17 protein-coding genes are annotated in these 22,818 nt (G+C 69.7%); 11 read left to right on the forward strand and 6 right to left on the reverse strand.

Annotated elements, in window-relative coordinates:
- Positions 1–38 precede the first annotated feature (38 nt).
- Together NRF20_RS34715 and NRF20_RS34720 are read left to right on the forward strand one after the other, a co-directional pair.
- Entirely contained in the window at positions 39–938 is a 900-nt protein-coding gene (locus NRF20_RS34715) for a S1 family peptidase (RefSeq protein ID WP_398629187.1), read from the forward strand.
- A 211-nt stretch (positions 939–1,149) separates the two neighbouring features.
- The gene (locus NRF20_RS34720) at positions 1,150–1,629 is read left to right on the forward strand and encodes a hypothetical protein (protein ID WP_093893800.1); all 480 of its coding nucleotides are present in this window, start codon (positions 1,150–1,152) and stop codon (positions 1,627–1,629) included.
- A 57-nt stretch (positions 1,630–1,686) separates the two neighbouring features.
- Here NRF20_RS34720 and NRF20_RS34725 read toward each other — a convergent pair whose 3' ends face one another.
- Entirely contained in the window at positions 1,687–2,613 is a 927-nt protein-coding gene (locus tag NRF20_RS34725) for a DUF4231 domain-containing protein (RefSeq protein ID WP_398629186.1), read from the reverse strand.
- Between the two features lie 226 nt (positions 2,614–2,839).
- Between NRF20_RS34725 and fxsA the strand changes: the two genes are divergently transcribed.
- From fxsA to fxsT, 4 genes are all read left to right on the forward strand, one after another.
- Positions 2,840–3,007, forward strand: coding sequence for an FxSxx-COOH cyclophane-containing RiPP peptide (gene fxsA, locus NRF20_RS34730; RefSeq protein WP_093893801.1), 168 nt, complete (start codon positions 2,840–2,842; stop codon positions 3,005–3,007).
- A gap of 86 nt (positions 3,008–3,093) precedes the next feature.
- Entirely contained in the window at positions 3,094–5,328 is a 2,235-nt protein-coding gene (fxsBH, locus tag NRF20_RS34735) for a radical SAM/SPASM protein FxsBH, inactivated beta-hydroxylase extension form (RefSeq protein ID WP_398629185.1), read from the forward strand.
- Positions 5,329–5,538: 210 nt separating this feature from the next.
- Positions 5,539–6,894 carry an FxsC protein gene (fsxC, locus tag NRF20_RS34740; RefSeq protein WP_398629241.1) on the forward strand — a complete coding sequence of 452 codons (1,356 nt, stop codon included), beginning with the start codon at positions 5,539–5,541 and terminating at the stop codon, positions 6,892–6,894.
- Positions 6,878–10,813 (forward strand): FxSxx-COOH system tetratricopeptide repeat protein, encoded by a 3,936-nt coding sequence (gene fxsT / locus NRF20_RS34745; protein WP_413753888.1) that lies wholly within the window; start codon positions 6,878–6,880, stop codon positions 10,811–10,813. Before fsxC ends, fxsT begins: the two co-directional genes overlap by 17 nt.
- Before the next feature lie 75 nt (positions 10,814–10,888).
- Here fxsT and NRF20_RS34750 read toward each other — a convergent pair whose 3' ends face one another.
- The 3 genes from NRF20_RS34750 to NRF20_RS34760 all read right to left on the reverse strand — a co-directional run bounded on the left by NRF20_RS34750 (position 10,889) and on the right by NRF20_RS34760 (position 13,049).
- Positions 10,889–11,764: an alpha/beta fold hydrolase gene (locus tag NRF20_RS34750; protein WP_398629183.1), complete on the reverse strand. Its 876-nt coding sequence runs from the start codon at positions 11,762–11,764 to the stop codon at positions 10,889–10,891.
- A 236-nt stretch (positions 11,765–12,000) separates the two neighbouring features.
- A complete protein-coding gene (locus NRF20_RS34755; RefSeq protein WP_398629182.1) occupies positions 12,001–12,207 on the reverse strand; it encodes a DUF397 domain-containing protein in 207 nt (68 codons plus the stop codon).
- The gene (locus NRF20_RS34760; protein ID WP_413753889.1) at positions 12,204–13,049 is read right to left on the reverse strand and encodes a helix-turn-helix domain-containing protein; all 846 of its coding nucleotides are present in this window, start codon (positions 13,047–13,049) and stop codon (positions 12,204–12,206) included. Before NRF20_RS34760 ends, NRF20_RS34755 begins: the two co-directional genes overlap by 4 nt.
- Positions 13,050–13,298: 249 nt before the next feature.
- Between NRF20_RS34760 and NRF20_RS34765 the strand changes: the two genes are divergently transcribed.
- Entirely contained in the window at positions 13,299–13,748 is a 450-nt protein-coding gene (locus tag NRF20_RS34765; RefSeq protein WP_398629180.1) for an ATP-binding protein, read from the forward strand.
- Positions 13,749–13,933: 185 nt separating this feature from the next.
- Here the strand turns inward: NRF20_RS34765 and NRF20_RS34770 are convergent, their stop codons facing one another.
- Positions 13,934–14,812, reverse strand: a complete 879-nt coding sequence (locus tag NRF20_RS34770; protein WP_398629179.1) for a septum formation family protein — start codon at positions 14,810–14,812, stop codon at positions 13,934–13,936.
- 149 nt (positions 14,813–14,961) lie between these two features.
- Positions 14,962–15,999: a DUF3533 domain-containing protein gene (locus NRF20_RS34775; RefSeq protein WP_413753890.1), complete on the reverse strand. Its 1,038-nt coding sequence runs from the start codon at positions 15,997–15,999 to the stop codon at positions 14,962–14,964.
- Positions 16,000–16,178: 179 nt separating this feature from the next.
- On the opposite strand from NRF20_RS34775, the gene NRF20_RS34780 reads away from it, so the two are divergent.
- The 4 genes from NRF20_RS34780 (at position 16,179) to NRF20_RS34795 (ending at position 22,810) form a co-directional block, all read left to right on the forward strand.
- Positions 16,179–19,670, forward strand: coding sequence for a DNA polymerase III subunit alpha (locus tag NRF20_RS34780; RefSeq protein WP_413753891.1), 3,492 nt, complete (start codon positions 16,179–16,181; stop codon positions 19,668–19,670).
- Positions 19,667–20,674 (forward strand): DNA polymerase thumb domain-containing protein, encoded by a 1,008-nt coding sequence (locus NRF20_RS34785; RefSeq protein ID WP_398629176.1) that lies wholly within the window; start codon positions 19,667–19,669, stop codon positions 20,672–20,674. The genes NRF20_RS34780 and NRF20_RS34785 overlap by 4 nt, the downstream gene beginning before the upstream one ends.
- A gap of 88 nt (positions 20,675–20,762) precedes the next feature.
- On the forward strand, positions 20,763–21,227 hold the full coding sequence (locus NRF20_RS34790) for a GNAT family N-acetyltransferase (RefSeq protein WP_398629175.1): 465 nt from the start codon (positions 20,763–20,765) through the stop codon (positions 21,225–21,227).
- 35 nt (positions 21,228–21,262) lie between these two features.
- Positions 21,263–22,810, forward strand: a complete 1,548-nt coding sequence (locus tag NRF20_RS34795; protein ID WP_413753892.1) for a trifunctional class I SAM-dependent methyltransferase/NUDIX hydrolase/VOC family protein — start codon at positions 21,263–21,265, stop codon at positions 22,808–22,810.
- Positions 22,811–22,818 lie beyond the last annotated feature (8 nt).

Consider the following 22,818-nt stretch of genomic DNA (forward strand, 5'->3'; position numbering starts at 1 on the left):
CAGGCGGACCCCCGACTTCCCCTCGGGAGGAATGAAAAGTGAGGATCAAGCGCACCACCCCCCTCAGCGGTACCGCGAGACGCAGCAGGGCTGTCGCCATCGCCGCAGGCCTTGTCGCCGTCGCCGCACTCGCCGTCCCCTCCGCCCAGGCCGACACCACCACAACGTTCAGCGCCAAGCAGCTCTCCGCCGCGAGCGACGCGGTGCTCGGCGTCGATGTGGCGGGGACCGCCTGGAGCATCGACCCGGCGACCAACACCCTTGTGGTCACCGCGGACAGCACGGTCTCGCAGGCCGAGATCAAGCAGATCAAGCAGTCCGCCGGAGCCAACGCCGGCGCCCTGCGGATCGAGCGCACCCCCGGAAAGCTCAGCAAGCTGCTCTCCGGCGGCGACGCGATCTACGCCCCCGGCTGGCGCTGCTCCCTCGGCTTCAACGTCCGCAGCGGCAGCACCTACTACTTCCTGACCGCCGGTCACTGCACCGACGGCAACCCGCCCTGGTACACCAGCTCCTCCAACTCGACCAGCATCGGCCCGACGGTCGGATCCAGCTTCCCGACCAACGACTACGGCCTGGTGCGCTACGACAACACCTCGCTCGCCCACCCGGGCACCGTCGGCAGCGTCGACATCACCAGTGCGGCCAACGCCACGGTCGGCATGTCGGTCACCCGCCGGGGCTCCACCACCGGCATCCACAGCGGCACCGTCACAGGCCTCAACGCCACGGTCAACTACGGCGGTGGAGACATCGTCTACGGCATGATCCAGACCAACGTCTGTGCGGAGCCCGGCGACTCAGGCGGTCCGCTCTACTCCGGCTCCAAGGCGATCGGTCTCACCTCGGGCGGCAGCGGCAACTGCTCCTTTGGCGGTACGACGTTCTTCCAGCCGGTCACCGAGGCGCTCAGCGCGTACGGGGTCAGCGTCTACTGACGCCAGGCACCCCGGTCCGGCCTTCGAACAGGCGGTCGGCCGAGACGGAGCCCTCGCCCGAATCCTGGGCGGGGGCTCCCGTTCACCCCGCGGCTTTTGAGAGGATGTGGGGCAGGTCGGTCATGCAGGAGCAAACGGGGGCGGATGCTGTGCCTTCCGGAGGGATGCCCTCCGGGAACCCCCGGCAGACACCTCAGGGGGTTCCAGGTCCGTGAAACGCATCGGAGTGACCGGCCATCGCAGCATTCCGCGGGAGGCCCATGCCCATGTGCTGGCCGGGTTACAGGCGGCGCTCTGCGGCTTCGAGGGCTCCTTGGAGGCCCTCTCCAGCCTGGCCGTGGGGGCGGATCAGCTCTTCGCAGACCTCGCCCTGGCCCGCGGTGCGGATCTGACCGTGGTCATCCCCAGCGGCGACTACGAATCCTGCTTCGCCGACGCAGCCGAACTCGCCCGCTACCGGGCCCTCAAGGACCGGGCGGTCCGGGAAGTCCGGCTGGACTACCCGCACTCCACCGACGAGGCGTACTACGCGGCTGGCGCGTACATCGCCGACCACTGCGACCGGCTGCTCGCCGTGTGGGACGGAAGGCCGGCCCGGGGCTTCGGCGGCACGGGCGACATCGTGACGTACGCCCGCAGCCTGGGCCGCCCGGTCACCGTGATCTGGCGCGAGGGCGTGGAGCGCACCTGACCGTTTCCCGCCGCCGTCCTCGTATACGACCGCGCGTCCGCCGGGACTGAATATCCATCACATCTGATGCCTGGCAAGCCAGTCGGTGTGCTGCGGGGAGACGATGCGCTCGGTCTCGAAAACCGCCCGCGGCCACTGACGCTCGGTCAGTGTGGTCTCCATCGCCACCTGCATCGCCTCCAGATCCTGCTCCACCAGTGAGTGGGCCGAGATCAGCGGGTGGTGGCGGCGCATCTCGCTCCACGCCAGACAGGCTGCCGCGGCAGCCGACAGCACCCCCGTCAGGGCGAACGACTGGGTGACGGAGAACGTCCGCAGCAGCGCGAACACCAGGGCGAGACCCGCCAGTACGGCAATGGTGGTCGACCAGACGAGCGTGCCCCGTCGGGACACCTCCTGACGTCTGCGGTACCAACTGCGCTGCTCGATCAGCCGGTCCCGTACATACGTCTCCTTGCGCACGGTGAATGCCTTGTTCCGCAACTCGCGCATGGAGTCCGTTATCAGCCCGCCCGAATCCGCCGTCAGGTCGCGAGGGTCGGTCCACCCCACCTTCCGGAGCTCCTGAAGGCCTTCTTCGAGACGATTCGCGAACACCGCCTCGGGGTGCTGGGTGGTGGTGTCGAAAGGCGAGCCGTGCACCGAGTAACGCCAGCACATCGACTTGATGAACTCTGCTGCCGAGCGGTTGAGTTGCCATTGCGACTTTGCTTTGCGCTGGGCGGTGAGGTACATCGTGATCAGGACACCCGCATAGGCCAACGCGCCGACGGCATCGGCGAGTTGAAACGTGTCAGCTATCTCCAGGTGCCAGGGCACCGCGGCCGGCATCGCGCCGATGACCAGTAGAATCAGTTGGACGCGGGTGGTGTTCACGGCCTCCCGCTGGCTTGCGATGGCGATCGCGTCCGTGTGATGGAACAGCGCCGGCAGGTCGGCGTTCCTGAACACCATGCTCTGCAGCGGTCCGGGAATCGCCGTCATGTTCACTCCCGTCTGCGGTTATGTCGTCACCTCAATGGTGGAATCGGTGGTTCCGTTCGATCCGGGACGGTCCCACATGACGCTTTTGTTCCAAGTGGGCGCCCTCGGTTGCCAACGGAGGTCATGAGAGTAAAGTCGTGCCGCCAGACACTGCAATGGTGCAGATACCGTTGCTGCATTCCTGTCTGGAACCATTCCATCGGAACAAACCCCCTCAAGGACGGCCGTGAAGACCTCTGAATCCTCCCTCTCCTTCGCTGTTGCGAAGAGGAACCGTGTGCCGCTCGCCGAGATCGATGTCCGCGGCACTGCTGCGGCCCGGAAGCTCGGTCGTGTGCATGCCGCGTCAGCCGGTCGCCCCACCCAGGCATCGACCTTCAACTCGGCACTCTGAAACCGACGCCTCGGCACTCTGAACCGACGCCTCGGCACTCCGAACCAATGCCCCGAGCACCCCTTCGGGCTGGCTAGACTGGTGGAATGACAGGACCCCTGGTCCCTTTCCGCGAAGTCGTTCTCAAGGTTCACAGCAGGTGCGATCTTGCCTGTGACCATTGCTATGTCTATGAACATGCAGATCAGAGCTGGCGAACCCGGCCGAAAACAATCTCTGATGATGCCATCTTCCGGACTGCTCAACGCTTGGCCGAGCATGCCAAGACACATGCACTGCCCTCCGTGTCAGTGATCCTGCACGGAGGGGAGCCTCTACTGGCGGGCCCCGCCCGATTGCGGCGCGTCTGCGAAGAGCTCACCTCCGCCTTCGAAGGCATCGCGGAGCTCGACCTCCGTATCCATACCAACGGACTCCAGCTCAGCCCGCGCTATCTCGACCTCTTCGACGAGTTCGACGTCAAGGTCGGCATCTCCCTGGACGGCGACCGGGCCGCCAATGACCGGCACCGCCGCTACGCCGACGGACGCAGCAGCCACCCCCTGGTCCTCAAGGCCGTCGAGCTGCTCCAGCAGGAGCGCTACCGCCATCTCAACCTCGGGCTCCTGTGCACCGTCGACATCGAGAACGACCCACGCGCGGTCCTCGACGCTCTCACCGAGCTCGACCCGCCGCTCATCGACTTCCTGCTTCCGCACGCCACCTGGGACGAGCCGCCGCCCCGCCCGGACGGCTCACCCACCGCCTACGCCGACTGGCTCCTCGCGGTCTTCGACCGCTGGCAGGAGCAGGGGCGCCCGGTTCCGGTACGGCTCTTCTCCTCGGTGCTGTCCACGCTGAGCGGCGGCCCCAGCCTCACCGAGTCCCTGGGGCTCGCCCCCACCGACCTCGTCGTCGTCGAGACCGACGGCCAGCTGGAGCAGGTCGACTCGCTCAAGAGCGCCTACGAGGGCGCGGCGGCCACCGGATTCGATGTCTTCACCCACACCTTCGACGAGGTCGCGGCCCATCCCGGGGTGCGGGCCCGCCAGCTCGGACTGGCCGGCGTCAGCGAGACCTGCCGGCGATGCCCGGTCGTACGTTCGTGCGGAGGCGGCCTCTACACCCACCGGTACCGCTCCACGGGGCCGTCCGGCGCATTCGACAACCCGTCCGTGTACTGCGCCGATCTGGAGGCCCTGGTGCGTGGCATCGAGGCACGCAGCGCAGCGGCCCTTGTCGCACCCGCGGTGGTCGAGCCCGTCGAGCTGCTCGCCGCCCAGCAGGACCTCACCCGCACCCTGCTCGCCCGGCTGAACGCCGACATCGGACGGCGCGGCGGCGAGCGGTGGGCGGCCGTCTGGGAACTGGCCGCCACCATCGACGCGTCCGAGGAAGGGGCCCGCGGTCTGGACGAGGTGCTGGCCCACCCCTACACCCGCAGCTGGCTGCTGTACGCGATGGAGCTGGCCCAGGAGCGGCCGGGGGCCATGCAGGTGGCGCGTCGGATGCCGGTGTATCTCGCGGCCGCCGCCGTACGGGGCGGCCTCGACCTGCCCGTACGGGTGACCTTCTCGGGCGGCAGGATCTTCCTGCCCGGTCTCGGCGAGTTGCGGATCGCGGATGCGGGGGAGCACGGCACGGCGCTGGTGCGGGCAACCGAGGACGGCTTCCTGGTCCGGCAGGAAGGGAGTGACGCGGCCGAACTGCGGGTCGTACGGCCGGAGGCGGCCGGTCCCGGCTGGCGGCCGCTGCGCCGGCTCGCGACGCCCGGTTCGACGCCCGGCCTCGTGCTCGACGACCTCGACCCGTACCGCACATGCTTCTCCGTGCCCGCCGCGGACGCCCTCGACGACCGGGCCGCCGCCGACCTGGAGGCCAGGACCGGCGAGGCGTGGACGCTGATCGAGGCGAAGGCGCCCGGTCGTACCGGGGAGATGGCGGGCCGTCTCACCACCCTCACACCGCTGACCCGTCTGGCCCCGGCGGAGCCCGCCGTCGGGCGGCACGGATACGGGGCTCTGGGGATCTCCCCGGACGGCAGCGCGGAGGAGTTGGCGTTCGCGCTGCTGCGGGGCTTCCGGCGGGCCGAATTGCGGGCGCTTTGCGATGTCACGGATCTTTACGCGGCGGACGGCTCCTGGGAACATCGGATGCCCTGGCAGGAAGAACCAGTTCCGTTTTCCCGGCTGCTGGCCGACACCTATGAGCGGATGGCGTTGGGGGCTTTCGAGCCGAGCTATCTGGAGGGTGTACCGCAGGCCCTCGATACGCTGGAGGGTGCCGCCGAGCTGACCATCAGTGGAAAACGGCTGCTTGATCAGATGCGAAAAGAGATCTGAGGCTCGCATTCCGGTTTAGCCGGGGTCGTCGGTACGCACAGGACAACTGGGAGGAACAGACGCAGACCGAATTCGATCAAGGAATGATCGACTCAACCTGGGAACGTATGACTGAAAACTGGCGTTGAATGACCGAACGCCATGGGGGTGGAGCAACGTCCGCTCCGGAATGATGAATTCGCTCGCATTCACTTCAATCCTCGGGTGCGGGTGCTCACACAGGACGGGGGTCGTGTGCACGCAACAACGCAGCAGCGAGCGGCGGACCATCGGCCGTACTTCTTCTTGAGTTATGCACATACACCGGGGTACGGCGGTGGAACGGACCCCGACATGTGGGTCGAGCGGCTCTTCCAGGATCTCTGCGGCCATGTGATGGCCATGACCGATCTGCCCGCGGGCGCGCCCGCCGGGTTCATCGACCGCGAGATACGCTCCGGCGAGGGCTGGTCGGAGCGGCTCGGCGAGGTGCTCGCCACCTGCCGGGTGTTCGTTCCGCTGTTCTCGCCGCGCTACTTCGCCAGTGAGATGTGCGGCAAGGAGTGGTACGCCTTCGCCCAGCGCGCCATTCACTACCGGGCCCGCTCCAACCAGCCGGCCGAGGCGATCGTCCCGGCGCTCTGGGTGCCGGTACCGCCGAGCCAACTCCCGGGGCCCGCCGAGAGATTACAGTTCAACCACCGCGACTTCGGGGACCGTTACGTCAGCGACGGACTCTACGGACTGATCAAACTCAAGCTCTTCACCGAGGAGTACGAGCGCGCGGTGTACGAACTCGCCAAGCGCATCGTCAACGTCGCGGACACCATACGGATCGGCACCGGCCGCCCCGTCGACTACCGGCTGGCCCCCAGCGCCTTCGGCCCGCCGAACAGCGGAGTCGGCGGTCCCCGCCCCATGCAGGTGACCATCGCCGCTCCCACCCGGCACGACCTGCCCGAGGGACGCAACGCCGACTACTACGGCGACAACCCGCAGGACTGGAACCCCTACCACCCGGCCGCCGCCCGTCCCCTGGCCTATGTCGCCGAGGACCTGGTGCGCTCCCTCAACTACCAGGCCACCATCTCCTCCTTCGACGAGGAGTCCGGGCACCCGGAGGGCAAACAGCCGCCCAGCAGACCGGAGATCCTGCTCGTCGACCGGTGGGCCCTGCAGGACGAGGACCGGCGCCGACGGCTCGCCGCCTTCGACGCCGAGAACCGCCCCTGGGTGACGATGGTCGTGCCGTGGAACCGCGAGGACCACGAGAGCAGGGCGGCCGAGGCCGAACTGACCGAGAAGCTCGAACAGACCATGCCGACCAAGATGCGCCAGGGGCGGGCCTACTGCCGCGCCGCCGCCAAGGGCGTACCCAGCATGGAGGCCTTCGGGCAGATCCTGCCGCAGGTGGTCGAGGTGGCGGCCCAGCAGTACCTGAGACATGCGGCGGTCTACCCACCCGCCACCGGCGGCGGGCACACCGAACGGACACGGTTGATGGGGCCGATGGCGCAGACGTACTACACCCCCGATTCACACGACCCTGCGACGGATGCGGAGGACACGGATGACGGCCAGTCGTGACGGGCGCATCGTCACTTTCTACTCGTACAAGGGCGGCACCGGGCGCACCATGGCTCTGGCCAACACCGCCTGGATACTCGCCGCCAACGGAAAACGGGTACTGGCTGTCGACTGGGACCTGGAGGCACCGGGGCTCCACCGGTTCTTCCACCCGTTCCTCGACCCGTCGACACTCGGTGCCACCACCGGCGTCATCGATCTGATCACCGAGTACGCGTGGGCCGCGACCAGCCCCGTCCAGCGCGCCGACGACTGGCACCGCGACTACGCCCGTATCCAGCCGCACGCCGTATCCCTCACACCCGAGGCGCTCGGCTGGGAGTTCCCGCACGGCGGCACCCTCGACTTCGTCTCCGCCGGGCGGCAGAACCGCGAATACTCCGCGACCGTCTCCACCTTCGACTGGGACAACTTCTACGACCGGCTCGGCGGCGGCCACTTCTTCGACGCCCTGCGCGACGACATGAAGGCCAACTACGACTACGTCCTCATCGACAGCCGGACCGGCCTCAGCGACATCGCCGACATCTGCACCGTCCACCTGCCCGACGTCCTCGTCGACTGCTTCACCCTCAGCGACCAGTCCATAGACGGCGCCGCCTCCGTCGCCCGGCAGATCTCCGAGCGCTACACCGGCCGCCCCATCTCCATCTTCCCCGTCCCGATGCGCATCGACGAGGGCGAGAAGGAGAAGGCCGATGCCGGACGGGCGCTGGCCCGGCTGAAGTTCGACCGGCTGCCGCGCGATCTGTCCGGAGACGAACTCACCGCCTACTGGGGCGCGGTGGAGATTCCGTACCGCCCCTACTACGCCTACGAGGAGACCCTCGCGACCTTCGGCGACGAGGCCGGTCTCACCAACTCGCTCCTCTCCGCCTTCGAACGGCTCACCTCCGTCATCACCGACCAGCAGATCACCTCGATGCCGCCGGTCGGCGAAGAGGTACGGCTGCGCATCCGTGACGCGTTCACCCGGCGCAGGCCCGCGCTGCCCGCCGATCTCTTCCTCAGCTATGTGGCGGAGAACCGGATGTGGGCCGACTGGATCGAATCCGTGCTCACCCGGGCCGGGTTCCGCGTCGTACCGCGCGATGTGTCCGCCGAGCGGGAGACCCCGGAACCGGCGGCCGCCGCCGCGGAGAACGCGGCCCGTACCGTGGTGCTGCTCTCCAGCGCCTACCTCAAGTCGCAGCGTGCGGTGAACCTCTGGGATCGTGCCGTGGCGGAGGACCCCGGCGGTGGCCGGCGCCATCTGCTGCCGCTCAGGGTCGGTGACGTACGGCTGTCCGCGCCCTACATCGACCGCAACCCCGTCGATCTCTTCCGGCTCGACGAGGTGCATGCCACCGCCGCCCTGTTGCGCGCCCTGGACCGGCCCGTACAACTCACCGACGGTGTGTCGCCCGGGCCCCGCTTCCCCGGTACCGTCCCCAGGATCTGGAACGCGCCGCCGCGCAACCCCGGCTTCACCGGCCGCTCCCTGGTCCTGGAGCGGATGCGCGACCAGCTCGGCGGCGGCATGGCCGTCGTGCTGCCGCAGCCGCAGACCCTGTACGGACTCGGCGGCGTCGGCAAGACCCAGGTCGCCCTGGAGTACGTGCACCGCTTCATGGCCGACTACGACCTGGTGTGGTGGATATCGTCCGAGCAGACCGACGACGTGGTGGCCGGGCTCGCCGAGCTCGCCGTCCGGCTCGGTGCCCAGGGCGGCGACGACATGGCGGCCGCCTCCCAGGAAGCCGTGGACCTGCTGCGGCGAGGCGTGCCCTCGGACCGCTGGCTGCTGGTCTTCGACAACGCCGACGACCCCGAACGGCTCAGGCGCTACTTCCCGCAGGGCGGTTCCGGACACATCCTGGTCACCTCCCGGAACCAGGCCTGGTCCCAGCACGGCGACGCACTGCCCGTCGACGTCTTCCTGCGCGAGGAGTCCATCGAACACCTCCAGCGCCGAGCCCCGGGGCTGAGCGACGAGGACGCCGCCCAGGTGGCCACCGCAGTCGGTGACCTGCCGCTCGCCGTCGAACAGGCGGCGGCCTGGATCGCGGAGACCGCCACCCCGATCGACACCTATCTGGAACAGCTGGCGCAGCAGGCCCCCGAGGTCCTGGCGCTCAACCAGCCGGCCGGCTACCCGCAGCCGGTCGCAGCGACCTGGAACATCTCCATCGAACGGCTCAAGGAGCGCTCGCCCGCCGCGGTGCGGCTGCTCCAGCTCTGCGCCTTCTTCGCCCCCGAGCCGATCTCGGGGAACCTCCTGTACAGCAAGGAGATGATCGAGGCACTGAAGCCGTACGACGCCTCGCTCCAGGAGAAGCTCGTGCTGGGCCGGGTCATCCGGGAGATCGGCCGGTTCGCCCTCGCCAAGGTCGACCAGGTCTCCAACTCCATCCAGGTGCACCGTCTCGTCCAGGCCGTCATCCGGGCACAGCTCAGCGAGGAGGAGCAGCGCGACGCCCGGCATGCCGTCCACCGCATTCTGGCGGGTGCCCGGCCCGATGAGGACGAGCCGATCGACAACCCCTCGACCTGGCCGCAGTTCGCCACCCTCTGGCCGCACCTCGTCCCCTCCGACGCCCGCAACTGCAAGGAGCCCGAGGCCCGCAGGCTGTTGATCGACCGGGTCCGCTATCTCTGGAAGCGAGGTGACTTCAGGACCGCGGGCGCGCTCGGCGAGGAGTTGCGCGCGATCTGGAAGGAGACGCTGGGGGAGCGGGACATCCAGTACCTCTACCTCTGCTTCCACCTCGCCAACATCTACCGCTCCCGCGGCCGTTACGTGGAGGCGAGGGAGCTCGACGAGATCACCCTGGCGACGCAGCGGGAGGTCCTGGGGCCGGAGCATCCGCACACGTACATGAGCACCAGCAGTCTGGCGACGGACCTCGGCACGCTCGGCGAGTACACCATGGCGATCGAGCTGGCGACCGAGGCCACCGACGGGTTCAACCAGATCTTCCACGACTCGCATCCGAGGACCCTGGCAGCGGCCAACAACCTGGCGTTCACCCTGCGGTCCATCGGGCAGTACGCCAAGGCCAGGGAGATCGACCAGGACGTCTTCGACCGGCGGGTCGAGGTGCTCGGCGCGGAACACCCGTACAGCCTCTCCTCGGCCATGAACCTGGCCCGCGACCTGCGTGACGTCGGGCGGTACGAGGACGCGGTCGGCATCCTCAGCCGCACGTACGACAGCTACAAGGCCACACTCGGCCGGTCCTTCCCCGGCACGCTGAGCGCGGCGAAGAGCCTGGCGGTGTCGCTGCGCCGGGCGGGCAGACTGGAGGACGCCCGCAGGCTCACGGTGGCCACCCGTGCCCGGTACCGGGCCAAGTACACCTCCGCCAACCCGGAGTGGCTGGCCTGTGACCTCAATCTGGCGGCCGACCTGTTCGCGGCGGGCGAGGCGTCCGAGGCCAGGGACACCGCGCAGGAGGTCGTCGACCAGTACATGAAGGTGCCGGGGGAGAAGCACCCGTACACCCTGGCCGCCCTGAACAACCTCGGCGTCTACCTGCTGGGGGCCGGCGCGGTGGAGGAGTCGGAGCAGGTGCTGACCCGGGTGGTCGCGTCGATGCGGGAGGTGTACGGGCACGAGCACCCCAACACCCTGTTCTGTGTGATGAATCTGGCCAATGCGACGGCCGAACGGGGCGATCTCGAGATCGTGCTGGAGACCGAACGGAAGGTGGCAGGACAGCTCAGGCACGTCCTCGGGGCGCACCACCCGGAGACCCTGGCCATGATGTCGAACATGGCGGTCACGCTCGATGCGATGGGGCGCAAGGACGAGGCGCTGCGGCTGAGGGCGGAGACGGTCGACGAGCTGGCGCGGCAGCTCGGCGACGACCACCCGATGACCCGGATCGCCCGGGACGAGCGCCGGTTCGAGCGCGAACTGGAACCGACGGCGGTATGAGCCAGGGGAGCGTCCGGCCGCCACCGGACGCTCCCTGTCTCCCCTGCTTCTTCCTGTCCCTCCCGGGTCTGTTCCTCAGCAGACGGCCGGCTCCAGCAGCCAGTTGAGGATCGTGGGCAGGACGTGCAGCGCGTCGAAGTGCGCGGCCGCCGGTTCCACCACGACGGTGGAGTTCGGGATGCGCTCGGCCAGCCAGCGGGAGTGGCCCACCGGCGAGAACACGTCCTTCTCGCCGTGCCACAGCATCACCGGACCCGGGATGTCCGCGGGGTCGAACCCCCACGGGCGGCTGAACGCGATCGCGTCGTCGATCCAGCCCCATGCCGAAGTGCGCAGCCCCTCACGGTAGTTGCGCAGCAGCATGGTGCGGACCCCGGCGTCGTTGACCACCATCCGGTCGGAGTCGGTCAGCTCCCGGCGCAGATCGTCGATGAGCCTGACCGGGTTCTTCCTGATCACCGCGGACCGGGAGATGAACGATTCCGCGAGCCCGTCCGGATCGGCCGCCGCGGTGGAGTACGCCAGCACATTGGAGGCGGCCATCCCGTCGAACCAGTCCAGGCCGTCGGCGCCCCAGGGGGCCAGCCCGACCAGTGCGGCGGTACGGGTGACCCGCTCGGGCATCAGCGCGGCGCAGGCCAGGGCGTGCGGGGCGCCACCGGATCGGCCCACCACGGCGAACCGCTCCAGCTCAAGGTGGTCCGCGATGGCCCGTACATCCTGAACGACATCGGCGACACAGCGTCCCGGCAGCCGGTCGGAGTCGCCGTAGCCCGGCCGGTCATAGGCGATCAGCTGTGTCTTGCGCTGGTACAGCACCATGCCGCGCGGAGCCGGACCGAGCCTGCTGCCGGGCATTCCGTGCAGCAGGAAGACAGGTCTGCCGCGGGGATCGCCCAGACGCTCCACCACCAGATGCCGCCCGTCCGTTGCGCGCACCCGATTACGCACTCCGCGCCTCCTCCGTATGGTGCGGGCACCGCGTGCCCGACTTTTCCCGCCCGATTCGATGATGGACCATCAGAGCACTTACCGGCACGGTGTGTTGGGAAACCGTGGGGGCGTTCAGGGGGCGCGATCTCGTACGGTGGCGGCGAAGCGCCCGGAGCATGACAAAGGGGCTCGTCCGCATCACCTCACGTGATGCGGGCCGGCCCGTCGTTTCTGATCAGGAAGCCTCGTCGGCGCTACCCCCGCGCGAGCGTCACGAACGCCGCCCACTCGCTCCGGCCTACCCGCAGCACCGGTCCGTCGCCCGCGACCTTCGAGTCCCGTACATACACCGCACCGGGGCCGGCGGCCACTTCCACGCAGTCGCCGCCGCCCGATCCGCTGTAGCTGCTCTTGAACCAGCGCAGCTCGCTAACGTTCCCGGTTACCTGCTCCACGCTCATGTCTCTCCCACCAGCTGTTCGATGAGCCGCGCAGACGCCTCGACGTTCAGGGCCTGCGATCGCAGCTTGCCATATCGCAACCCGAAGGCGCTGACCTCAGCCGGATCACTGACGACGCACCCGACCTCCTGGGACTCGATGTACCCGAGGCGGCGTAGCTCCTTCGTCTCCACCAGGACGAACGGCCCGTCCAGACCCGGGTGGAATCCCAGCCCAGCCGGCATCACCTGAACCTCCACCGACCGCAACGAGCCCACCTCCAGCAGGCGTTGCCACTGTCCCCGCATGACCTCGGCGCCGCCCACCGGGTTACGCAACGCCTCCTCCCCGATGATGAACGACAGCTCCGCCAGCGGATCCCGCGTCAGAAGTTTCTGCCTGCTCAGGCGCGCTTCCGTGTGCTGGTCGATGATCTCCTCGCTGAACGGCGGGCAGTGGCCGCCGAACACGGCCCGTGCGTACGCCTCCGTCTGCAGAAGGCCCGGCACCAGCAGCGGGTCGTACGAGAAGCGGCTCAGCACCTCCGCCTCGATGAGGGCGAAGTTGCGGAAGAACTGCGGGAGCTTCGCCCGGTCCACATCGGCCTGTAGCACTTCCAGCAACCCGCCCGCAGCCAGCACCCTGTCTGCCGCGACGGTGAACGCCTCCTTCGCGGGCCGTCGCCCCTGCTCGACCGAGGCGACCTGTTCCAGGGAGTAGCCGATGGCTTCTCCGAGCGCCTGCTGGTTCAACTCGGCCCTCTTACGCAGGTGCTGGAGAAGCTTGCCGTAGGCCACCCATACCCCCGGAAGCTCGCTGTCTTCCTTCGTCTTCGTCGCGCGGCCGTTCCGTGTATTCCGCATTGCCCTCACGCCCTTTCCGCCACCGTTCACGCCCCGCCCGCAGCCACCCGTAGTGCTCCTCAACTTCACTACGACTGGGCAAGGTTCAACGCAATCGACGTTTCCAGGGACACGGTCCCTGCCCCGTACGGCACCCGTACAAGACCCGTACAACTCAGGACGGCGCAACTCCGCCCGGCCCGTACCACCGATACCCCGTACGGTCATCGCACCTGGTCAGCGACTTCTGCCGAGTTCCACGATGGTGTCGTGAAGCAACAGGAAAGCACCCATGAACCACTCGGCCCACCACCCGAGTTCAGCCTTCGCCTCAGCAGCACCCCACGTGGCGCCAGGCTGGCGCGTACCCTCGCCGTGCAGCAGCTCACCGAGTGGTGCGGCAGTCCGTACGACTCCGAGACTGCTCAGGCCGTCGCCCTCGTCACCGCCGAGCTGGCCGCCAACGCCATTACCCACGGGCGCCTCCCCGGGCGCGACTTCCGGCTGACGCTCCTCCTTCTGCCCCACGCCGTTCGTATCGAGGTGACCGACACCCGCCCGGAGCGCCTGCCGCCCATCCCGGCAGCGGTACCCGCGTCCGCCGACGCGGCATCGGGCCGTGGTCTGCTGCTCGTCGAGGCGTACGCGGACCGTTGGGGCTGCACCGTCCGCGACGCGTACACCAAAACGGTCTGGGCGCAGGTGGCTTGCTCCTCCTGAGCGCGGCGCGGAGGACAGCTGGACCCAGGCGGTCTCTACTCAGACTCCGGGGCTGTTCTTCGGTCCCGGCACATGGCCGAAGCCAGGATGCCGGGACCGAAGGCCCTACGCAGGCCGACGTGCCGGATCCGGCGGTGTCCCCGCCGTCCGGCAGGGGCCCGGCCGGTCGACATGATCCGACCGGGTCAGCCGGCCCAGACCTCGGCTTCGTCGGCCGGGACGGTGGTGGCGAGCTTCAGCTCCTTGCGCGCGGCGACCGTCTTGCCTGGGTTGATACCGGAGAAAGCCCGGTCGTAGGCAAGGTAGAAGGCGTCGGTGTCACCGGCCGAAGCGGCCTTTTCCCACGCACCGGCGGTCTCCTCCAGTCGTGCACGGAGCTTGACGGTCTCCGGCTGCTGAATGCTCTTCAGGGCCGTGAGGTGGGAGCCGAGCGCGGCGGCAACGGCTTTGGCCTGCTTTTTGTAACCGGCGAAGTCGTCCTCGACATGCTCTGCTTCGGGCTGGTTCGTCCACAGGGCCTCGTAGACGGCGTTCGAACCCTTCAGGTACGCGAGCTGGTCGGCGTTCAGGGGCTTGCTCTTCAACGAACCGGAGAACGTGCCCGCTTCCTTGGTGTACGTGCAGCTCACGGCCCGATCGCCCGTCGCCCAGCTCTCCTTGGTGGGGGAGTAGTAGTAGACGTCGACGCCCTTGGGCAGGGCCCAGGCGTCGGGGGTGAACTTCTGCGCCTCGACCGGGCATCGTTTGTCGGCGATCTGTGCGGTTTTGTCCTCACCGGGGTACGCCGACTGCCCGTCGATCTTGAAGTCACCGACGACCTGGCCCTTGTGCGGTTCCTTGCACGGCACGACCTCGACGCTGAGCTCCTCGCTCTTCGGCGCCTCGTTGTTCGGGTTGTAGCAGTCGCCGGTCGCGAGCGAGAAGACCGATCGCTGGCGAACCACTTTCTTGGCACCGGCCTTTGCATCGTCGAGGGCTTCGGAGCATCCCACCGCTCCGACCGAGATCAGGGCTACGACGGCGGATATACCGCGCAGGGAACGGGACGTGGCACCGAAAGACATGACGTAGGCATCCTCAAACGGAAGGGTTGTGAACAGATGTGCGCATCGTATGGCATGTCAGTGACAGTGCTGTGCGCAGGCGCTTTGGTGCACCGGCGGTGGTGGTGCAGGTGATATCCGGACGAGTTGTCGTCCGGCGCGCCGCTGGGTCAGGCGGCCGTAGAGCCCACGGGCGCCGTGTCATCGGCGGCGTCATCCGGTGTGCGGCGCATGGCCATCAGGAGTGTGACGAGTGTGCCCGCCGCCGCCCACGCGGACAGCACCAGCAGTGGTCCGGTGACCGCGTTGCCCTTGAAGTACGCGATCGAGCGTGCCACCCAGGTGCCCGCCCCGGGCGGCAGCGCGGGGCCGATCGTTCGCCAGAAGTCCGGGAGCATCGGCAGTGGGAAGGCGCCGCCGGCGCTCGGGTTGCCCGCGATCACCACGATCAGGACGGCCAGGCCGATGCCGACGATGCCGGTGAGGGCCTGCAGGGCGAGGGTGAGCATGCCGACCGCGAAGACGGTCAGCGCCCCCAGCCCCGACAGGCCCCAGAAGCTTCCGGGCAGGGCGCCGAGGATCGGGCCGATGATGATCGCGCCGCCGATCCCGCCCACGATGGAGTACAGCGCCATGACGCCGGTCCGGATCACCGCGCGCTGTCGGTTGGCGGGCTTGGAGCCGGCGCTGATCGCCAGGATCGAGGCGCAGAGGTAGCCGCCCACACACCAGCCCACGACCAGGTAGAAGGATGAGAGCCCGTCGAAGTCCTGGTCGGAGGCCGGGGCCACGTCCACGGACCGGACCGTGCGCTGCTGGGTCAGATCGACCTTCGTGATGATCTTCGTCAGGGTGTCGGCCAGCGCGGCACCCCCGCCGGAGGCGACCAGCACGGTGTCGGTCGTGCTCCTGGGATTGACGATCAGGGCGCCGTCGATCTCGCGGTTCAGGATCTGCTCGCGGGCCGTGGCCGCGTCGGCGACCGCACGGGGGTCCAGCGGGCCGCCCGGGAGATTCTTCAGCTCGGTGATCAGCTGTGCGGACATCTGCTGGGGCGCGACGACCCCGAAGGGTACGTCCGTCGGTTTCGGCTTGTGCAGCGCTCCGACGTAGGACGCGATGAACAGCAGCTGCAGTCCGAGCACACCGATGACAAGCAGCGCGGCCCGTGGAGTGACGGCGTTCTTCACCTCGTCAGCGAAAGTCATGCCCCCACGGTCCGGGGCGTCGGCCGTTCGTGCAGGTGGGACTGGGCCGAATGGCTGACCGGAGCGCCGGTCCGGGGCCGGGTGCATGTCCCGCACCCCGGGTATCGTACGAATGTTCGAAACTTGGTCTATGGTGGAGAGCGAGGGGTGGTGAGTGCGGATCGGTCCAGGAGGTGCAGATGCCAGGGTTCACGCATCTGCATACCGTTTCCGGGTTCTCCCTGCGGTACGGGGCCTCGCACCCGGAGCGGCTGGCGGAGCGCGCCGCGGAGCGGGGGATGGACGCTCTCGCGCTGACCGATCGCGACACGCTCGCGGGTACGGTCCGCTTCGCCAAGGCCTGCGAGAGGGCCGGGGTGCGGCCGCTCTTCGGGGTGGAGCTCGCGGTGGACCCTGCGGCGGCGGAGCATACGAGGGAAGGCGGACGTACGCATCGGCTGCGGACCCCGGTCCGTGGCGGTGCCTTTGTCGATGAATCCGCACCCCGGGTCACCTTCCTCGCCCGGGACGGTGCGCAGGGCTGGGCGGAGTTGTGCCGTCTCGTCACCGCCGCCCACGCCCCCGCGCCCGCCGGTGCCGGACAGCCTCTGGTCGGCCGGTCCGAGCTGCCTGCCGAAGGGCTCACCGTGCTGCTCGGCCCCGCCTCCGACGTCGGCAGGGCGCTGGCCGCCGGCCGCCCGGACCGGGCCGCCGCACTGCTCGCCCCCTGGCGGGAGATCTACGGCGACGACCTGCGCCTCGAAGCCGTCCACCACGGACGCGAAGGCACCGGACCCGGATCGCTGCGGCTCGCCGCCCGTACCGTCGGCTTCGCCGCCGAGCAGGGGGTGCGGGCCGTGCTGACCAATGCCGTCCGGTACGCCGACCCCGGGCAGGGCCCGGTCGCCGATGTGCTCGACGCGGCCCGCAGGCTGGTCCCCGTCGACCCCCGCCGCGCCCCGCTCGACAGCGATGAGCGCTGGCTGAAGGATGCCCGCGCGATGGCGGAGACCGCCGAGCGGATCGCCTCCTCGGCCGGCCTCGGCCGGGACGGCGGAGCGCGGCTGCTCGCAGAGACCCGGCGCACCGCCGACGCCTGCGTCGTCGACCCCGAGGGCGACCTCGGCCTCGGCGCCGTCCACTTCCCCGAACCGCATCTCGTCGGTGCGGGGCGGCGCACCGCCCAGCGGGTACTGGCCTCCCGCGCCGCCGCCGGAATGGTGCTGCGCGGCTACGGCCGCAGGCGCGACTACTGGGAGCGGATGCACCAGGAGCTGGACATCATCGCCTACCACGGTTTCGCCTCCTATTTCCTGACGGTCGCTCAAGTCGTTGATGATGTAAGGGCGATGAAGGTACGGGTTGCCGCCCGGGGCTCCGGCGCGGGCTCCCTGGTCAACCATCTCCTCGGGATCGCGCACGCCGACCCGGTCGAACACGGGCTGCTGATGGAACGCTTCCTCTCCAAGCGCCGCTTCGTGCTGCCCGACATCGACATCGACGTCGAATCGGCCCGCCGGCTCGACGTCTACCGCGCGATCATCGGCCGCTTCGGCACCGAGCGGGTCGCGACCGTCGCCATGCCCGAGACCTACCGGGTGCGCCACGCCATCCGGGACGTTGGCGCGGCGCTCTCCATGAACCCGGCCGAGACCGACCGGCTCGCCAAGGCCTTCCCGCACATCCGGGCCCGCGACGCCCGTGCGGCCATGGAGGAACTGCCCGAACTGCGTGAAGTGGCGCGGGAGAAGGACCGGTACGGGCGGCTCTGGGAGCTGGTGGAGGCGCTGGACGCCCTGCCGCGCGGCATCGCCATGCACCCGTGCGGGGTGCTCCTCTCGGACGCCTCCCTGCTGCGCCGGGTGCCTGTCATGCCGACCAGCGGGGAGGGTTTCCCGATGGCGCAGTTCGACAAGGAGGACGTGGAGGATCTCGGGCTGCTCAAACTCGATGTGCTGGGCGTACGGATGCAGTCGGCGATGGCGCACGCGGTCACGGAGGTCAAGAGGGCCTCGGGCCAGGACGTGGACCTGGACGCCGTACCGCAGGGCGACCCGGAGACGTACCGGCTGATCAGGAGTGCCGAGACGCTGGGCTGCTTCCAGATCGAGTCGCCGGGCCAGCGCGACCTGGTCGGCAGGCTCCAGCCTGCCACCTTCCACGATCTGGTGGTCGACATCTCGCTGTTCAGGCCGGGGCCGGTCGCCGCCGACATGGTGCGGCCGTTCATCGAGGCCCGGCACGGCCGGACGCCCGTCCGCTACCCCCACCCCGACCTGGAGGGGCCGCTGCGCGAGACGTACGGGGTGGTCGTCTTCCATGAGCAGATCATCGAGATGGTCGACATCATGACCGGCTGCGGCCGGGACGAGGCCGACCGGGTGCGGCGCGGGCTCTCCGACCCCGGGGTGCAGGACCGGATCAAGGTGTGGTTCGCGCAGCAGGCGGCGGCGAAGAAGTACAGCGCCGAAGTGATCGCCCGCGCCTGGGGGATCATCGAGGCGTTCGGCAGTTACGGCTTCTGCAAGGCGCACGCGGTCGCCTTCGCCGTACCGACGTACCAGTCGGCGTGGCTCAAGGCGCATCATCCGGCGGCCTTCTATGCCGGGCTGCTCACCCATGACCCGGGGATGTACCCGAAGCGGCTGCTGCTCGCGGACGCGCGACGGCGCGGGGTGCCGGTGCTGGGGCTGGATGTGAACCGGTCGGCGGCCACCCATCAAATCGAACTGGTGTCTGGTGGTGAGAAGGGGAGGGCGGTCTGGGGGGTGCGGCTCGCGCTCTCGGACGTCCATGGCATCAGTGAGGCCGAGGTCGCCCGGATCGAGGCCGGGCAGCCCTACGCCTCGCTGCTGGACTTCTGGCAGCGGGCCAGGCCGGGAAAGCCGACCGCTGAACGGCTGGCCCAGGTCGGCGCGTTGGACGCGTTCGGTGCCAACCGGCGTGATCTGCTGCTGCATCTGTCCGAACTGCACCGTGCCCAGCGGGGCGCGGGTTCCGGCGGCGCCGGTGCGCAGCTCCCGCTCGGCGGCGGGCACCGGACCGGCTCCATCGGGCTGCCCGACCTCAACGAGGCCGAACGCCTCAGCGCCGAGCTCGGCGTCCTGAGCATGGATGTCTCCCGCCATCTGATGAGTGATCACCATGCGTTCCTGAAGGAGCTCGGCGCGGTCTCCGCCAAGCGGCTGCGCGAGGCGCGGCACGGGCAGACCGTGCTGGTCGCGGGCGCCAAGGCGGCCACCCAGACCCCGCCGGTCCGCTCCGGCCGCCGGGTCGTCTTCACCACCCTGGACGACGGTACGGGCCTGGTCGATCTGGCCTTCTTCGACGACAGCCATGCCGCATGCGCGCACACCGTCTTCCACTCCTGGCTGCTGCTGGTACGCGGAGTGGTGCAGCGGCGCGGACCGCAGAGCCTGAGCGTGGTCGGCGCGGCCGCCTGGAACCTGGCGGAACTGGCCGAGCTGCGGCGTACCGGCGGACTCGACGCGGTCGCGGCCCGGCTGGCGGAGGAACCCTCGTCCGAGGAGGGCGCCCCCGAGGCTCCCGAGCCCGCTCCCGCCGACAAAGGCCGCCGCATCCAGATGGCCACCGGGTACGAGATGAACCCCTGGTCCGACCTCCAGCCGCCCGGTGAAGGAGTCGCCACCGGAAGGAAGTTGTGGCACCAGAGCCCGGGGAGTGCGGGATGAGCACTGCACACGATGCGCCGGGAATCCTGTATCTGCGGTTCCGCAAGGTCGGCGGCGGCCCCCCGGACAGCGCCGGTTACGAGGGACTGCTCGCCCTTCTCGGTGCGTTCACCCCGGTGGTCGAGGCGGTCCCGCCCGACGGGGCGCTCGCCGATGTGCGCGGCGCGCTGCGCTACTTCGGACGGGATGTGAAGGGGCTGGCCTCGGTGATCCGGATCCGCGCGCTCGCCCTGCACGGCGTGGACTGCGCGATCGGAGCCGCGGAGAACCCGATGCTGGCCCGGATGGCGGCACGGCAGGCCGCGCCCGGAATGACCTTCGTGGTGCCCGGGGGCGGGGGAGCGGAGTTCCTCGCGGCCAAGCCGGCCACGGCGCTGGACGGCGTCGGGGCGGCGACGGCCCGCACCCTGTGCGGGTACGGGCTCGACTCCGTCGGCCGGATCGCGGCTGCCCCGCTCGGCACCCTGCAACGGATCACCGGCGTACGGACCGGACGTGAACTGTGGGAGCGGGCGCGCGGCATCGACCGTACGGCGGTCGTGCCGGGCGCCGCCGCCCGGTCGATCGCCGCCGAACGGTCCTTCCCGCGCGACGAGCTGGACCGGGAACGCCAGCGCCGCGCGCTCATGTCGCTCACCGAGGAGCTGGGGGCCAGGATGCGCGGGGACGGGCAGGTGTGCCGGGGGCTCTCGGTCTCCGTGCGCTATGCCGACCGGACCGGATACTCGACGCTGACCCGCAGTCGTACGCTCCGGGAGCCCACCGCCCACTCCGCGGCGCTCACCGAACTCGCGTACCGGATCCATGACTCGTTCGCTCTGCAGCGGGCCCGGGTGCGGGGGATCGCGCTGCGCGCGGAGGGGCTGACGGACGCCGAACGGGCCGCGCACCAGCTGTCGTTCGACCCGGTGGACGAACGGGCGCGCCGGATCGAGGCGGTGGCGGACCGGCTGCGGGCCAGGTTCGGGCCGCAGGCCGTGGTGCCGGGGCGACTCGCGACCTGATTTACTGAGCGCGGTGACGGCGATCGTTATGACCGCCTTGAGGACCCGCTCAGCAGCGATTAGGAACAGCCGGCCGTACGGTGCGTACATGACCGCCGAAGCTTCCGAGAAGATCCGCCTCGCCACCCCGGCCGACGTCCCCGCCGTGCGGGCCGTCACCGACGCCGCCTACCGTCACTACATCGAACGCATCGGTCTCGTACCCGCACCGATGGAGGCGGACCACGCGGCGGATGTCGCCGCGGGCCGGGTGCACGTTACGGGGGCCTTGGACGTCGTCGGCGTCCTGGTCCTCGTACCGCACGACGACCACCTCTTCCTGGAGTCCGTCGCCGTCCACCCGGACGTGGCCGGCCGGGGAGTCGGCCGGCGGCTGCTCGCCCACGTGGACGCGCACGCCCGCAGCCTCGGCCTCCCTGAGATCCGGCTCTACACCAACGCCCTGATGTGGGAGAACCGGAAGCTCTACCCGCGCTACGGGTACGAGCTGGTGGAGCGCCGTGTGGACGGCGCGTACGACCGCTTCCACTACCGCAAGCGGCTGGCCGGCTGATCGACTCCGTCAGTGCGGGATGGCACGATCGGCCCATGACGACGATCGACTGGGATTCCGCAGCCGACTCCTTCGACGAGGAGCCCGACCACGGGCTGCTCGACCCGGCGGTCCGGCACGCCTGGGCGCAGCGGCTGGAGAGCTGGCTGCCCGGTGAGCGCTCCGAGGTGCTCGACCTGGGATGCGGCACCGGAAGCCTTGCGCTGCTCGTCGCCGGGCAGGGGCACCGGGTCACCGCCGTCGACCGGTCGCCGCGCATGGTGGAGCAGGCACGGGCCAAGCTCGCCGGGACGGGTGCCGGGGTGTTTCTCGGAGACGCGGCCCAACCACCGGTCGGCAAGCAGCAGTTCGATGTGATCATGGTCCGGCATGTGGTGTGGCTGCTGCCCGATCCGGTGGCAGCCCTGCGCCACTGGTTCACCCTGCTGCGGCCCGGCGGCCGGCTGATCCTGATCGAAGGCGTCTGGGGTGGCGTCGGCCTCTCCGCCGAGCGGCTGACCGGACTTCTCTGCGAGCTCACCGAACGCATCCACCACGAGCGGCTCTCCGACGATCCGACCCTGTGGGGCAAGCAGGTCGACGACGAACGCTACGCCCTGGTGGCCCGCGCCGAACCGCCGCACCGGCACACCGAGGTCGTCGATGTGCATCTGATCCTCCGCCGCGGCCCGGACGTCCTGCTCGCCCGCCGGGCCAATACCGGTTACGCGGACGGGCTGTTCAACGGCCCGTCCGGACATGTCGAGGACGGTGAGGACGTCCGCGAGGCGATGATCCGCGAGGCCGCCGAGGAGATCGGTGTCGAACTCGGCCCGGACGAGCTGCGGGTCGCCCTGGTCATGCAGCACCGGGGCCCCGGCGGCAGTCCCAGGACCGGCTGGTTCTTCGAGGCGGAGTACGACCCCGGCCGCCCGCCGTACAACCGCGAACCGGACAAGTGCTCCGAGCTGGCGTGGTTCCCGCTGGACGCCCTGCCGGACGACATCGTCGCCTACTGCCGCGCGGGACTCGACGGCTACCGCGCGGGGGAGCACTTCCTGATCCACTGGCACGAGGACGGCGACACCGTGGCGTACCAGCCGCACGCGATCCGCCGCGCCGTCCCACTGCCGGCGGGCGGGGCCCGCACCGGCGGGGTGCACCACATCGAACTGTGGGTGCCCGATCTGCCGACGGCCGAGCAGGGGTGGGGCTGGCTGCTCGGCGAGCTGGGCCATGTCCCGTACCAGCGCTGGGAACACGGGCGGAGCTGGCGGCGCGGCGACAGCTATGTGGTCGTCGAGCAGTCACCCGACCTGACCGGGGGGACGCACGACCGCCGCCGCCCCGGGCTCAACCACCTGGCGTTCCACGTCCGGGACCGGGCCACCCTCGACGCACTGGTGGCCGGGGCCCCGGAGCACGGCTGGCAGCCGCTCTTCCCGGACCGGTACCCGCACGCGGGCGGGGACGGGCACATCGCCGCCTATCTGGAGGACGCGGCGGGGTACGAGGTGGAGCTGGTCGCCGGAATCCAGCAAGGCCACCCGGCGCCGGAGGACCCGGCGCCGCACACCGATGTATGGGCGCGGCGCCGGGACTAGGGCCTGCG

The organism is Streptomyces sp. R-74717 (assembly GCF_047305335.1).
Lineage (GTDB): Bacteria > Actinomycetota > Actinomycetes > Streptomycetales > Streptomycetaceae > Streptomyces > Streptomyces atratus.